Origin of the sequence: Bacillus sp. FJAT-45350 (genome assembly GCF_002335805.1) — a bacterium.
Taxonomy (GTDB): domain Bacteria; phylum Bacillota; class Bacilli; order Bacillales; family NISU01; genus FJAT-45350.
This window is the reverse complement of record NZ_NISU01000001.1, coordinates 626929-641032: the sequence shown is the minus strand read 5'-3', so window position 1 is coordinate 641032 and position 14104 is coordinate 626929. Positions and strand designations below refer to the sequence as shown.

The window sequence follows — 14104 nt, the reverse complement described above, 5'->3', positions numbered from 1 at the left end:
GTCAGATATGTTTAATCTGACTCTCTTTTTGATTATACTTACATGAACTCTTCCATTAATTGATTAAACTTATCTTCATCAAGAGATAAATCTTGGTGAGCTAATGGATTTTCATCATATCCACTTACAAGTTGTTGATATGATTGTTTTTCTTTGTCTTGATAAATGATACCTGTAACAAGACCGTTATGCTCCATTAATGTTTGCATTGCTTTCATACGATTTGAAGAATCATAACCTTCAATATCAGAAAGCTTCGTAATGTTATCTTTAAACCAGTCATAAGTGTTTACCTTATTGAAAGTAACACAAGGGCTGAATACGTTAATTAATGAGAACCCTTTATGAGCAATCCCAGCTTCTATGATACTAGTTAACTCTTTCAAGTCACTTGAGAAGCTTTGTGCAACAAACGTACCACCAGTAGTCAGTGCAAGCTCCATAGGATTAATTGCTGATTCAATTGAACCATGTGGAGTACTCTTTGTTTTGAAGCCCATTGCACTTCTTGGAGAAGTTTGCCCTTTTGTTAAACCATAAATTTGGTTATCCATAACAATGTAAGTCATATCGATGTTACGACGAATCGCATGTACTGTATGACCCATACCAATTGCGAATCCATCTCCATCTCCACCAGATGCAATAACAGTTAAATCACGATTAGCCATTTTTACACCTTGTGCGATTGGAAGTGAACGACCATGAACACCATGGAATCCATAAGTATTTAAATATCCAGAGATACGACCAGAACATCCAATACCTGAAATAACCGCTAAGTTATCAGGTTCTAAGCCTGCATTTGCCGCAGCACGTTGAATTGAAGCTTGAACTGAGAAGTCACCACAACCTGGGCACCAGTTAGGCTTTACTTTATTTCTAAAGTCTTTAAACGTCGCCATTTAGACCAACTCCTTGATTTGTTTATGAATATCAGATGGTAAGAACGGATTACCGTCATACTTAAGCACGCTCTCGATTTTCTCTCCACCAACATTCATTTTAATGATATTAGCTAACTGTGCCGTTGCGTTGTTCTCAACAACAATCACTTTCTTCGCTTTATCCATTAATGGTTTGAATTGCTCAGTTGGGAACGGATGTAATAAACGAATTTGTGCGTGATTCACTTTAATACCATCTTCTTCAAGACGTGGCATAGCTTCATGAATTGTTCCTCTAGTTGAGTTAATACCTACAACTAAAACATCTGCTTCTTCATGAGGTGCATCTACAAATACAGGAGTATCGAAAGTGTTTGCTAAGTTATTAAGCTTACGCATGCGCTTGTCCATTTGTAATACACGGTTCTTAGGACTTTCAGAAGGCTTACCAGTCTCTTCATGTTCAACACCAGTTACATGGTGAACTCCATTTTTCATTCCTGGAATAACACGAGGTGAAACACCATCTTCAGTTACTTCATAACGCTTGAAGTACTCTCCATCAACACGTTCTGGTAACTCAGCATTAGCTAGCTTACCTCGACGTACTTGGATACGGTTATAATCTAATGGTTCAACTGTTTGTTTACCAAGAGATAGCGCTAAGTCAGTTACAAAGATAACTGGTACTTGGTACTCTTCAGCAATATTTAAAGCTTCAATGATATCATAGAAAGCTTCTTCTACTGTACTTGGTGTCATTACAACTTTCGGAATATCACCATGTGTACTGTAAATCATCGCCATAAGGTCAGATTGTTCTTGTTTTGTTGGTAAACCTGTACTCGGACCACCACGTTGTGTATCGATAACTACAAGTGGAACCTCTGTTATACCAGATAAACCAATTGCCTCTGCCATTAATGATAATCCAGGTCCAGCTGATGCAGTTAGTGTACGTACACCTGCATAGTTAGCACCGATTGCCATTGTACAAGCAGCAATTTCATCTTCTGTTTGGATAACTGTTCCACCAAACTCAGGAAGCTTCTTGATTAGATACTCCATTACTTCTGAAGCTGGAGTGATTGGATATGCTGGCATGAAACGACATCCTCCTGCTACAGCACCCATAGCGATAGCGTCATTACCAATCATAAACATTCTCTTCTTACCGTCTGCTTCTTCTAACTGTATACCTTCAACCTGGCCGCCTGCTTCTTTTTTGAAGAATTCTGCACCAGCTTTAATAGCTTCCATGTTTTTCTCAACCACTGAAGCACCTTTTTTCGAGAAAATTTCTTCTACTACTTCACGGTATGATTCAGGGTTTAGTCCTAAGATGGCACTTGATGCACCAACCGCAACCATGTTCTTCATTAATGATGTACCTAAGTCATTTGCGATTTCAGTGAATGGAACCGCATACAACGTAGCTTTAGACCCTTCAGGAATTGTTGGGTTAAATTTTGCATCACCAACTACGATTCCACCTTCACGCAGTTCGTGAATGTTTACATCGATTGTTTCTTGGTCAAAAGCAACTAGAATATCTAAATCATCAGAAATAGAATTCAGAGGTTTTGTACTCACACGAATTTTGTTATTTGTGTGTCCTCCTTTGATACGAGAAGAAAAATGTCGATACCCATATAAATAGTAACCTAAACGATTTAATGCTATAGCAAAGATTTCACCGGTACTCTCAATACCTTCACCTTGCTGTCCGCCAACTTTCCAAGAAAGTTGATTAATCATATTCTCCACCCCTTTGGCGTAATTGAATGCAATGACATAATATTAAAAAAATTATCATATTCACTAGAAATCATTTTTGATACGTAAGTTTTAATAGAGCCACTGCTTTTTTAAATTTGAATATGTACTCTAAACGATTACAATAATAGACCTAAGCCTGAAAAAAAGCAAGACTTCTTAGCAAAATATTACGAATTAGTGAAAACTTTTTCTAAGAAATATTTTACCACCTGTATTCCCTATGTAAAAGTTAACAAAACTTATCAAAAAACAGCTTCATTTAAATGAAAAAACTACTCTTCGATTTAATTTCCTCCCTTACAATAAGAACAATTGATTATATTTGAACGTAAACCAAATGGTCCGTTCACGTTCTTGACATAATTTTAACAAATAATGAATGTAAACACCAAAGGTTTTGTTCGAAAAAGTAAAATTTTTATCCGAATTTCTATACAAAACATTAAAAATTTAGCTTACTAAGGTATATTCTTCTAAACTATGTAAACAATGTGATTTCTTCTTCTCTTAAATACGTATAACTTTAAAAAACCTGTTTGCTGTGCAAACAGGTTTCTATCTTATCACCGTGGTTCAATTATAAGCTTAATTGCTGTTCTTTCTTCCCCATCAATCACAATATCAGTAAATGCAGGTATACAGATTAAATCAATCCCACTAGGGGCTACAAAACCTCTAGCAATTGCAACTGCTTTAATAGATTGATTTAATGCCCCAGCTCCAATTGCTTGTATTTCTGCTGCTCCTCTTTCTCGTATGACTCCTGCAAGTGCGCCAGCTACAGAATTAGGTGTAGATTTTGCTGAAACTTTTAATATTTCCATTTCTTGAACCTCCTTAAGGATGAATATTGCCGCTTACATACTATATTCACGAAATTTTGCAATATTCCTGCTCCTAAGAAGTTATTTTCTAAATATTCAAATCTTTTTTAATCTTGAGAAAAAGGATGATCTTCATTGATTATAATTCTTTCAATCGACTTCGTCACACCTGTCTTGTCATCTAGTGTAATGAGTACGCCATTTAATTGTTCTCTACCTTCTGACACTTCAAATCTAACAGGTAAATTCGTTAAGAACTTATGAATCACAGCGCCACGCTCCACACCTAGAATCCCATCATATGGACCCGTCATGCCTACATCAGTAATATATGCTGTTCCTTTTGGTAAAATGCGTTCATCCGCTGTTTGTACGTGTGTATGTGTTCCTACGACCGCACTTACTCTTCCATCCAGATACCACCCCATCGCTTGCTTTTCACTTGTTGCTTCACCATGGAAATCAACAAATACAAAGGGAGTTCTATCTTGTAACTCATCTAAAATTTGATCTATCTTTCTAAATGGACAATCATTTGCCGGTAAAAACGTTCTTCCCATCAAATTGACGACAGCAATCTCAAAGCTATTCACTTTAATAATAGCGTAGCCCTTTCCTGGTGTCCCCTCTGGATAGTTTGCTGGACGAACTAACGATTTAGCATTATCGATGAACTCAAATATATCCTTCTTATCCCAGGAATGATTACCTAATGTTACTGCTTGTGCACCAGCTGATAAAAAGCCTTTATAAATTTTCTCTGTAATTCCTTTTCCACTAGCTGCATTTTCGCCATTTATAATGGTCATAGCAGGCTTGTATTTCTTTTTTAGTCTTGGTAGGTATGCATCTACCATCTTTCTTCCTGGAGAGCCAACTACGTCTCCAATAAATAATATTTTCATTTCCAAACTCCTTTTCAAATTGAAATCTACTTAATCATAGTAAAAAATAATTTATGATTCAATTACCTCTATTAAAGTTATATTAATATATAATAACAGCTTTAAAAATTTGAAAAAAAATAAAGTGGTTGAAAACCACTTTATTTCGCGTACTCGACTGCTCTTGTTTCACGGATTACGGTTACCCGAATGTGACCAGGATAGTCAAGTTCATCTTCAATTTTCTTTGTGATATCCCTCGCAAGTTTATGAGCTAATGCATCATCAACTATATCGGGTTTCACCATAATACGAACTTCTCGTCCAGCTTGAATTGCATATGTTTTCTCAACGCCTTCGAATGATTCAGAGATTTCCTCTAACTTTTCTAAACGGCGAATATATGTTTCAAGAGTTTCTCTTCTAGCACCAGGTCTAGCAGCTGATAACGCATCTGCTGCAGCTACTAGTGTAGAAATAATGGACGTTGCTTCTGAATCACCGTGGTGAGAAGCAATACTATTAATAACTACCGGATGTTCCTTGTATTTCGTAGCTAATTCAACACCAATCTCTACATGGCTTCCTTCTACCTCATGGTCAATTGCTTTCCCAATATCATGAAGAAGTCCCGCTCTTCTAGCTAATTGAACGTCTTCACCTAATTCAGAAGCCATTAACCCAGTTAAGTATGCAACTTCCATTGAATGTTTAAGTACATTCTGACCATAGCTTGTTCTAAATTTAAGTCGACCTAAAATCTTAATTAAATCTGGATGTAAGCCATGTATACCCATTTCAAAGGTTGTTTGTTCACCATATTCACGGATTGCCTCATCTACTTCACGACGAGATTTATCCACCATTTCTTCAATTCGAGCTGGATGAATTCGTCCGTCTTGAACAAGTTTCTCTAATGCAGTTCTAGCGATTTCACGACGAATTGGATCAAAGCCTGATAAAATAACTGCCTCAGGTGTATCATCAATAATTAAATCAATACCTGTCAACGTTTCTAAAGCACGAATATTTCGTCCCTCACGTCCAATGATTCGACCTTTCATCTCATCGTTAGGCAAGCTTACAACTGAAACTGTTGTTTCAGCTACATGATCGGCTGAGCAACGTTGAATGGCAAGTGAAAGAATTTCTTTCGCTTTCTTATCTGCCTCTTCTTTCGCTCTAGCCACACTTTCCTTAATTCGTACTGCTGTTTCATGAGCAAGCTCTTGCTCAACTTCGGTACGAATAGCATCTCTGGCTTCTTCTCGTGAAAATCCTGAAATCCGCTCTAGCTCTACCTTGTGCTGGTTCAAGATTTCCTCCACTTTGCTATCCATCTCTTCAATTTGTCGTTGTTTTTTGGTGAGAGACTCCTCTCTCTTATCCAATGATTCCTCTTTCTTATCTAAGGTTTCACTTTTTCGGTCAAGGATCTCTTCTTTCTGTACCAAACGATTCTCTTGTTTTTGAATCTCATTTCGTCGTTCACGAACCTCACGTTCAGCTTCCGTACGTAATTTATGAACTTCATCCTTCACTTCAAGGATGCCTTCCTTCTTACTAGCTTCAGCTTCACGCTTTGCATCTTCAACAATTTGTTTCGCAGCATGTTCTGCACTGGAAATTTTTGCTTCAGCAATGGATTTTCTAACAAGATATCCAACAACTGCACCAATCGCTGCAGAGACAACAAGCAAAATGGAGATGACTAGGATATTATCCATACTCTTTCACCTCCTCTTGCTATCTTATTGTTGGTTAAAACATTCATTTTGTCATACTTTAATTAAGAGATGATCATTTTTCCTTAACTCATCAATTTTTAAAGAAGACTTGCTTAAAAATCAGTAGACTCCCCAAATTTATGGTTAGTCGCTTATCATGTTCTTTACGTCTTCAGTATTTATACCTCTATAGTAATTAAAGACATCCAACGTACTAGAACGGGATAATTTAAAAGATTATTCTTTTTTATTGTATAGTTGCTTATTTTTATTGTCAAGTGTTGTCAGTAACAGATACTTCACTTACTCCATCCCGAATATCTACTTCATAAGAGCGATCCCCAGACTCTGCTAAATGGTGATTATGCGTAATCATAATAATTTGTCTATTAAACATTGTGCTTAACGATTTTAAAAATTCATATAGAAAATGAATATACTCACCTGAAACATGTTTTCCTGGCTCATCTAATAGAATTGGACCGTTCATTTTAGGTTGAACAGTTTCAATAATAGCTACACGTAATGCAAGTGTAACAATATCTACTACTCCACCACCACGAGCCTCTTGTGGCTTCGTCTTAATCTTAGTACCTTCATAATCAGAAACTACATAAAACTCTGCGACAGGTTTATTACCGTGTTGTTCAATTTCAATTTGAAACTGAAACAATGGTCCAAAAATATATTGAAGCGCATTTGTTACAAGAGTTTCAATCTGTTGCTTTGCTTGTTCACGTGCGTATTCAGCTGACTGTTGTAAAAGTATTCGTGTCTTTTCATAAACATCCTTTGTATCTTCATACTCCTGTAGTGCCTTTTCCTTCTCCTCTAGTTCAGCTAACAGCAGTTGGCGATTAGCATCTAGACGAACCCATTCATCTCTTTTACGTTGTAACGATTCTTCTAAAGAATTTATTTCTTCTTTAAAACTAGTCATTTCCCTTAACCAATTCCTTTGGGATCATTGCCCATGTTTTCTCTAGACCTTGTTGAATTTCTTTCTCTAGACGTTCTATCTCCACTTCTAACTGTTGTGGCTCAACTCCAAGTTCGTGTAATTCCTCAAGGAGACGTTGCATTTGGTTCTCTAATTCTTCCAATTTCGCTTCTGCTCTATACCTCATATCCTTTGCTTTATCGATTGCCTCTTTAATTTGTACAAGATCTGTTTCTACATGTTTCATATGATTGTCACTCCTATAGAAATATAATATATGTTTGCAATTCATTTATTTTAATAGCTTCTTAACCTCATTTGCATCTACTATCCCACCACATGTTGGGCAAGTACGATGCTCTATTAGATAAGATTCATACTGTCTACTAAACTCTTGCTCTTCAGTTACTTTTTGTTGAACAAATTCTTTACCTTCTTTTATTCTTCTCTTTAATTCATTCATATTTGAGCGTAACGAAATAAAGCTAGTGTATCGATGATACCCTTCCTCAAGCTTATTACTATTCTCTTTTACCTGGTCAATGCCCTTAAGATTATCTAATGCATTTGAGTAGCGTTCTTTTTCCTTAAGTAAATTGGTATAACGTACCTTAGTATCCTCTAACTTTCTCAGCTTTTCGCTTCCTTCTTCGATCCAATTCCAATGAAAATCATTTTCTTTCTTAGCAAAACTTGTCTTTTCTAGTATAGTGTTAGCTCGATTAGAAGATTTTGTTAACTCAACGTATTGTTTTTCCTTTACCTTTAATAGTTGAAGTCTCTCTACTTGTTGTTTTAACTTCTGAATACTCTCTTGAGCTTTAGTAACAAGTGACGTTTTTTCAATCCATTCTTTACACTTATTTATTGCCTTTTCAAGCTCATCTTGTTGCCTCTTCTTTTGACGATAATTTCTTACTCTCTCAAATTCATTTGTTAACTTTTGGTAGCTTGCTTCCCACATAGAAATATCAGATAGTGTTGTTTGAAACTCCTTTAACTTATCTTGTTTCCCTTGATTTTCATAAATCATTTGTTGGAGCTTCTTTAGTTCTTCGCTCCGTGTTTGCTTACGTTTTAGTTCTAAAAGGTTAGCTTCTGATTGTTCTAGAGATTTTTTCTTTTCATCCAGTGTTTCAAATGGTATGAGCTTTTCTTTCGTTTTTGTAATTTCATCTTCATGGAACTTAATCGATTGTTGTAACTTTGAAACATCCTTCGCAGTCTCTCGAAAAGCCATGTCCAAAAAGTGAGCACCACTAATTCGGCCAATAGCCTTTGCCCTGACCGTCGCTGTCTGTTCTAATAAAAAAGGTCCATCCAATTGTCCCGCAATATGAAGTGAAAGCTCATGATCACGGTCTACACGTAACGTTCTAATACCATGTGCCTCTAAGACTTCTTCAGGAACATGTACTCCAAAGCCTTCTAATACTAAATCTTCTATATCAGGCTTTTTTATAATATAACGGTTTTTAGATGCTGTTCTTTCTCTAACAATTTTTACATTTGTCGAAAGTGTAATTGTTACCCTTATAAAATCAGCACCTACTCGCATCATGTCCGTGCCTCTAGGTTGATTAAATAAAGCCCAGCGAATCCCTCGTAATATTGCTGTTTTTCCACTATCAGATTGACCAACGATGACATTCAAACCATTATCAAATTCCATCCTAGTATCAAGATGAGACTGAAAATTTTCTAGCCTTACTGACTTAATCGTATTCATCTTCTCTCCCCTCCCACATTTCCTCGACCATTGAAATTCTACGAAGAGCTTCTTTACGAACCTCTTCTTCTACATTGGACATCGAAGCTATTTCATCTATTATGTCATTGACTCTTAATGCTTGGAATTCATTTTGTTCCTTTACTTGTTGAATAAAAGCAGTTAATTTCTCTTCTTTAAATACAGCCTTTTCTAGGAAGCTACGGTCCAATACTTCTTCCCCTTTTTCAGCTACCGTTAATACTTGTTGTTTAAGAATAATCTTTTTTTCATTTGTAATCTCACCGAGGATTATGGTTGGCAAACGGCTAATTTCAGACCAATGATTATTTACCCGTGCTATAGCACCTGGGTTACAAATAAATTTCCCTTGATTTTCTTTAATACCAAAGCCTCCGTGGAAGTGTCCAGTTAAAACAACATCTGCGGTAGTTGTCCAAATATGGTCAACTAATGTATGTGGAATCCCTTCTGGTAATGCCTTCTCCACAAGCATGCTATGAACCATATGAATGCAAATATCTGCATTATGTTTATTTTCAGGGTAGTAATCAAGTTTCACATCCCTTTGGTCTAGATCATAGTGATAAGGTTGTCCTGAAATTTGAACAACGACCCCATTCTTCTCTATTACAACAGGATTTTCTTGATCTATTACCTTCATAATCCCAAATGCGTCAAGTAGACCTAGCATCGTACGTGTTATTGTATCAGGGTTATGTCCAAACGTGTCATGGTTCCCTGATATCGCAATAATCGGTGCTTCTGCCTGTCGAAATATTTTTGCAAACTGTCCAACTATATTAGGAGAAATATCTGGTCTGTCAAACACATCTCCTCCATGTAAGAAAACATCAACTTTTTCTCTATTTCCGATAGAAATAATTTCTTCTATCTTCTTTTTTAACGTTTCAGAAAATGTATCTAAACGATTTTTTGGGGTTGTTCCACGAATATGTGTATCTGTAAAGTATAAAAATTTCACCTCTTACCCCACTCCTTTATAGTAATGTTTTCATAAGAGAATAAGCACCCATTATCTAGGTGCTTATTCTTATCATGCTATTATTTTAAGTCTAGAGGTAGTTCATCTTCAGCGTCTTCAGATGGTGCATCTACTAAAATTTCACCATTTAAGCCGTAATGATCACGTATTTGACGCTCAATTGTAGATGTAATATCAGTATTTTCCTTTAAAAATTGTTTAGAATTTTCTCTACCTTGTCCTAAGCGTTCCTCATTAAATGAATACCAAGCACCACTCTTTTGAACGATATCAAGTTCAGAAGCAATATCTAAGATAGAACCTTCACGAGAAATCCCTTCTCCATACATAATATCTACTTCTGCAACCTTAAATGGAGGTGCTACCTTATTCTTCACGACTTTAATCTTTGTCTTGTTACCAACCATGTCATTACCTTGCTTTAAAGTTTCTGCTCTCCTTACTTCTAAACGTACAGAAGAATAGAATTTTAACGCTCGTCCACCTGGAGTTATTTCAGGGTTCCCAAACATAACTCCAACCTTTTCACGAATTTGGTTAATGAAGATTGCTAGTGTTTTAGATTTATTAATTGCACCTGAAAGCTTACGTAACGCTTGTGACATTAGACGAGCTTGTAAACCTACATGTGCGTCTCCCATTTCCCCTTCAATCTCTGCTTTTGGAACAAGTGCCGCGACACTATCTACAACGATAATATCTACTGCACCACTTCGTACTAGAGCCTCAGCAATTTCTAATGCCTGCTCCCCAGTATCTGGTTGAGATAATAGAAGTTCGTCAATATTTACACCAAGTTTTTCAGCATAATCTGGATCAAGTGCATGCTCAGCATCTATAAATGCAGCTTGTCCACCATTTCTTTGTACCTCTGCAATGGCATGAAGAGCTACTGTTGTTTTACCTGATGATTCTGGCCCATAAACTTCAACGATACGACCTCTTGGGTAACCACCTACACCAAGAGCTATATCTAACGCTAACGCTCCACTAGATACTGTAGATACCCTTCTTTCTGTTTGTTCACCTAATTTCATAATTGAACCTTTACCAAATTGCTTTTCAATTTGTCTTAGTGCCATATCTAATGCCGCTTTACGATCGCTCATCTTCTAACATCTCTCCTCTATATTAAATACATTATGAATATAAGTTTATATAAATCTAAGTAAATATGAGTAAGTATTAATACTTGTCTTATTCATATCATATCTCTTTTTTTATCATTTGCCAATAGTTTTAACGAACATTTATTCGCTTTTTTATGGAAATAGTTGTAGGGCATTGTGGAGTCTCTAAAGGGATTAATAGACAATGCAAAAGAAGCTACTGAGTTCCACTTCAAAACTATACTACATGTAGCTTCTACCTGCATTGCATAAGAGAATGTCCCAAAAGGTCAGAGTAACACATTTGGGGCATCTTGATATTAATTAATTGAGGATTATGATTGTTTCGTTGGTCTTCTTTCACGCTTCGGACGAGGCTTTGCCGGCTCAAGATTGACTCTTATTCCATTAATGCGTGAGTATCTTAGAGCTTCATAGACAAATGGTGCAGCTTCTTCTGGTACTTCAATAAAAGTAAACTTATCAAAAATGTCAATTCTTCCAATTGTTTTTCCTGGAATACCAACAAGTTCAGAAATTTCATCAATTAAAACTTTGGGTGTCATGTTTACATTTCTACCAACATTGATAAAGAAACGAACCATACCTTTTGCTCCACCAGTTTCTCCGAAGTTATATCCATCGTCTTCAAAGTTGTTATCAGTAGAGAACGTCATTTGTAATAGTGCATTGATGATTTTCTCTGGAGGATGATTCTCCATTACTTCTTTCACTAACGGTTCAAATAAAGCCATGTTTTTCTCATCTTGAATTGTAGACTCTATTTGCTTCTTCCAAGATGATTGTTGTTTTTCCATCACTTCTTCAAACGTTGGTACATTTTGTGAAGGGATCGACATTTTAATTTCTGATTCAATTGAACGAAGATGCTTCATTTCTCTAGGTGTCACAAGAGTTAAGGCTAACCCCTGACGACCAGCTCGTCCTGTACGTCCAATACGATGAACATAGCTTTCAGGATCTTGTGGAATATCATAGTTAATAACATGGCTTACATTATCAACATCAATTCCTCTTGCCGCTACATCAGTTGCAATTAAAAATTCAATTGTTGAATCACGGAATTTTTTCATAACGCTATCACGTTGTGATTGTGTTAAATCTCCATGTAATCCATCAGCAATGTAACCTCTTGCCTGTAAAGCTTCCGTTAATTCTGCTACACCTTTTTTCGTGCGACAGAAAAGAATCCCTAAATCAATTTCTTCACTATCAATGATTCTGCAAAGTGAATCAAGCTTATTTCTTTCTAATACTTTAAAATACATTTGGTTAATAGAAGGTGCTGTTACTTCTCCACGATTAATGGATACAATCTTTGGTGTATTCATGTATTTATGAGATAGCTTTTTAATCGCAGGAGGCATTGTTGCTGAGAATAGCATCGTTTGTCTTTCAACATTGACTTGCTTCAAGATTGATTCAATATCATCAACAAATCCCATATCTAGCATCTCATCCGCTTCATCAAGTACAACTGTATGAACACGATCTAGCTTAAGTGTGTTACGACGTAAATGGTCGATGATACGCCCAGGAGTACCAATAACTACTTGTACCCCTTGTTTTAATGCACGGATTTGATGTCCAATTTGTTGGCCTCCGTAAATTGGTAATGCACGAACTTTTTTATACTTTGAAAGCTTTTGTAGTTCACCAGATACTTGAATTGCTAGCTCTCTCGTAGGTGTTAAAATTAACGCTTGAACGTTACGAGTATCTTTAATATCAACTTTGTCAATTACCGGTATACCAAATGCTGCTGTTTTTCCAGTTCCTGTTTGAGCTTGCCCGATGACATCTCCACCATCTAAAATGACAGGAATAACTTTTTCTTGAATTGGAGATGGCTCTTCAAAACCCATATCCAAAATTGCTTTTTTAATATCCTCTGATACTTGAAAATCTTTAAAATAACTCATCCTATTAAATTCCACCTTTTCAATTCTTTCAATAAGTAGTAGCATCCAAACTTAACAGCTCGCTCACGAATCTGTTCCCTTGTACCAGCTAACTTAAGCGTAAAAACCATTGTTTCCTTATCTTCCATTGCAATCCCGATAAATACAGTTCCTATGTCTTTCCCTTCTTGTCTTGTCGGACCTGCAACACCAGTAAAGCTAATACCGATAGTAGTACCGAAGTTGGTCTTTACTGCTTCAGCCATTTCATTTGCACATTGTTCACTAACAACACCATAGTTTTCTATTGTTTTAGTATGTACTTGGAGTAATTTTTTCTTAATTTCGGTACCATAGCTAACAATTCCTCCTGGAAAAACCGAGGAAGCTCCAGAAATGGATGTTATATTTTCACTAAACATTCCACCAGTTAGGCTTTCAGCAGACGCCATTGTTAGATTATTTTTTTGTAACGTATGAAGTAGTTGTTCAAATAAGCTTGTATCGTCATAACCATATAAGTACTTGCCTACCCGTTCAACTATTTTCCCTTCAACTTCGTCTAATAGATTAACTGCTTCATTTTCATCAGTATGTTTAACAGTTAATCGCAATGTAACCTCACCGTCTCCAGCTAGAGGTGCAATCGTTGGATTCGATTGGGCTTCTATAATATCTACTAATATATGCTCAAGCTGTGATTCTCCAATTCCAAAAAAACGTAAAACCCTTGAACGGAGAAAAAAATTATCTTCTTTATGCTTCATTAAATAGTTAATACCATATTGGGCAAACATTGGTTCTAGTTCTTTAGGGGGGCCTGGTAATAGCATATAAGTAATCGAATCGTTAACAAACGCCATTCCTGGTGCCATACCATTCTCATTAATTAAAACGTCCGCCTCTTCAATTACTAAAGCTTGCTTTTTGTTATTTTCTGACATCGCTCTACCAAGTTGTTGAAAGTACTGTTCAATCTTTTCTAATGCTACCTCATCATACTGTAAATCACGATTAACAAGCTGTGCTACAGTCTCTTTTGTTAAATCATCCTGTGTTGGTCCAAGCCCTCCACTTAAGATAATTAAGTTAGCACGAGACTGAGCTGTTACTATTGCTTCCTTTAGCCTGCTTGCATTATCACCTACAACCGTTTGGTAATATACATTAATCCCTTTGTCTGCTAGCTCCTTGGAAATAAAAGAGGCATTTGTATTTACTATTTGGCCTAACAATAATTCTGAACCAACTGCAATAATTTCAGCATTCATGAAAACACCTCAATAAGTGTAAATTT

12 protein-coding genes are annotated in these 14104 nt (G+C 36.3%); all 12 read right to left on the bottom strand.

Annotated features, from left to right (window positions below; genetic code table 11):
• Positions 1–38: 38 nt before the first annotated feature.
• A complete protein-coding gene (locus CD003_RS03170; RefSeq protein WP_096199438.1) occupies positions 39–905 on the bottom strand; it encodes a 2-oxoacid:ferredoxin oxidoreductase subunit beta in 867 nt (288 codons plus the stop codon).
• A complete protein-coding gene (locus CD003_RS03165) occupies positions 906–2645 on the bottom strand; it encodes a 2-oxoacid:acceptor oxidoreductase subunit alpha (protein WP_142302832.1) in 1740 nt (579 codons plus the stop codon).
• A 584-nt stretch (positions 2646–3229) separates the two neighbouring features.
• A complete protein-coding gene (locus CD003_RS03160) occupies positions 3230–3490 on the bottom strand; it encodes a stage V sporulation protein S (protein WP_096199437.1) in 261 nt (86 codons plus the stop codon).
• Between the two features lie 107 nt (positions 3491–3597).
• The gene (locus tag CD003_RS03155) at positions 3598–4395 is read right to left on the bottom strand and encodes a TIGR00282 family metallophosphoesterase (protein WP_096199436.1); all 798 of its coding nucleotides are present in this window, start codon (positions 4393–4395) and stop codon (positions 3598–3600) included.
• Positions 4396–4535: 140 nt separating this feature from the next.
• Complete coding sequence (rny, locus tag CD003_RS03150; protein ID WP_096199435.1) at positions 4536–6101, bottom strand: ribonuclease Y; 1566 nt, start codon at positions 6099–6101, stop codon at positions 4536–4538.
• 274 nt (positions 6102–6375) lie between these two features.
• Positions 6376–7041 carry an ATPase gene (locus CD003_RS03145; protein ID WP_096199434.1) on the bottom strand — a complete coding sequence of 222 codons (666 nt, stop codon included), beginning with the start codon at positions 7039–7041 and terminating at the stop codon, positions 6376–6378.
• Positions 7034–7288, bottom strand: a complete 255-nt coding sequence (locus CD003_RS03140) for a hypothetical protein (RefSeq protein ID WP_096199433.1) — start codon at positions 7286–7288, stop codon at positions 7034–7036. Before CD003_RS03140 ends, CD003_RS03145 begins: the two co-directional genes overlap by 8 nt.
• Positions 7289–7333: 45 nt before the next feature.
• Complete coding sequence (locus tag CD003_RS03135) at positions 7334–8770, bottom strand: AAA family ATPase (protein WP_096199432.1); 1437 nt, start codon at positions 8768–8770, stop codon at positions 7334–7336.
• Positions 8757–9755 (bottom strand): metallophosphoesterase family protein, encoded by a 999-nt coding sequence (locus CD003_RS03130; RefSeq protein WP_096199431.1) that lies wholly within the window; start codon positions 9753–9755, stop codon positions 8757–8759. The genes CD003_RS03135 and CD003_RS03130 overlap by 14 nt, the downstream gene beginning before the upstream one ends.
• 80 nt (positions 9756–9835) lie before the next feature.
• Positions 9836–10885 (bottom strand): recombinase RecA, encoded by a 1050-nt coding sequence (recA, locus tag CD003_RS03125; protein WP_096199430.1) that lies wholly within the window; start codon positions 10883–10885, stop codon positions 9836–9838.
• Between the two features lie 335 nt (positions 10886–11220).
• Positions 11221–12828, bottom strand: a complete 1608-nt coding sequence (locus tag CD003_RS03120) for a DEAD/DEAH box helicase (RefSeq protein ID WP_096199429.1) — start codon at positions 12826–12828, stop codon at positions 11221–11223.
• A complete protein-coding gene (locus CD003_RS03115; protein WP_096199428.1) occupies positions 12825–14078 on the bottom strand; it encodes a competence/damage-inducible protein A in 1254 nt (417 codons plus the stop codon). The genes CD003_RS03120 and CD003_RS03115 overlap by 4 nt, the downstream gene beginning before the upstream one ends.
• Positions 14079–14104: the final 26 nt, after the last annotated feature.

What these genes read in the sequence shown, in the direction of transcription:
- recA (WP_096199430.1), bottom strand. Translation starts at nt 10,885, where the DNA reads ATGAGCGATCGTAAAGCGGCATTAGATATGGCACTAAGACAAATTGAA.
- CD003_RS03160 (WP_096199437.1), bottom strand. Translation starts at nt 3,490, where the DNA reads ATGGAAATATTAAAAGTTTCAGCAAAATCTACACCTAATTCTGTAGCT.
- CD003_RS03145 (WP_096199434.1), bottom strand. Translation starts at nt 7,041, where the DNA reads ATGACTAGTTTTAAAGAAGAAATAAATTCTTTAGAAGAATCGTTACAA.
- rny (WP_096199435.1), bottom strand. Translation starts at nt 6,101, where the DNA reads ATGGATAATATCCTAGTCATCTCCATTTTGCTTGTTGTCTCTGCAGCG.
- CD003_RS03140 (WP_096199433.1), bottom strand. Translation starts at nt 7,288, where the DNA reads ATGAAACATGTAGAAACAGATCTTGTACAAATTAAAGAGGCAATCGAT.
- CD003_RS03155 (WP_096199436.1), bottom strand. Translation starts at nt 4,395, where the DNA reads ATGAAAATATTATTTATTGGAGACGTAGTTGGCTCTCCAGGAAGAAAG.
- CD003_RS03165 (WP_142302832.1), bottom strand. Translation starts at nt 2,645, where the DNA reads ATGATTAATCAACTTTCTTGGAAAGTTGGCGGACAGCAAGGTGAAGGT.
- CD003_RS03115 (WP_096199428.1), bottom strand. Translation starts at nt 14,078, where the DNA reads ATGAATGCTGAAATTATTGCAGTTGGTTCAGAATTATTGTTAGGCCAA.
- CD003_RS03170 (WP_096199438.1), bottom strand. Translation starts at nt 905, where the DNA reads ATGGCGACGTTTAAAGACTTTAGAAATAAAGTAAAGCCTAACTGGTGC.
- CD003_RS03120 (WP_096199429.1), bottom strand. Translation starts at nt 12,828, where the DNA reads ATGAGTTATTTTAAAGATTTTCAAGTATCAGAGGATATTAAAAAAGCA.
- CD003_RS03135 (WP_096199432.1), bottom strand. Translation starts at nt 8,770, where the DNA reads ATGAATACGATTAAGTCAGTAAGGCTAGAAAATTTTCAGTCTCATCTT.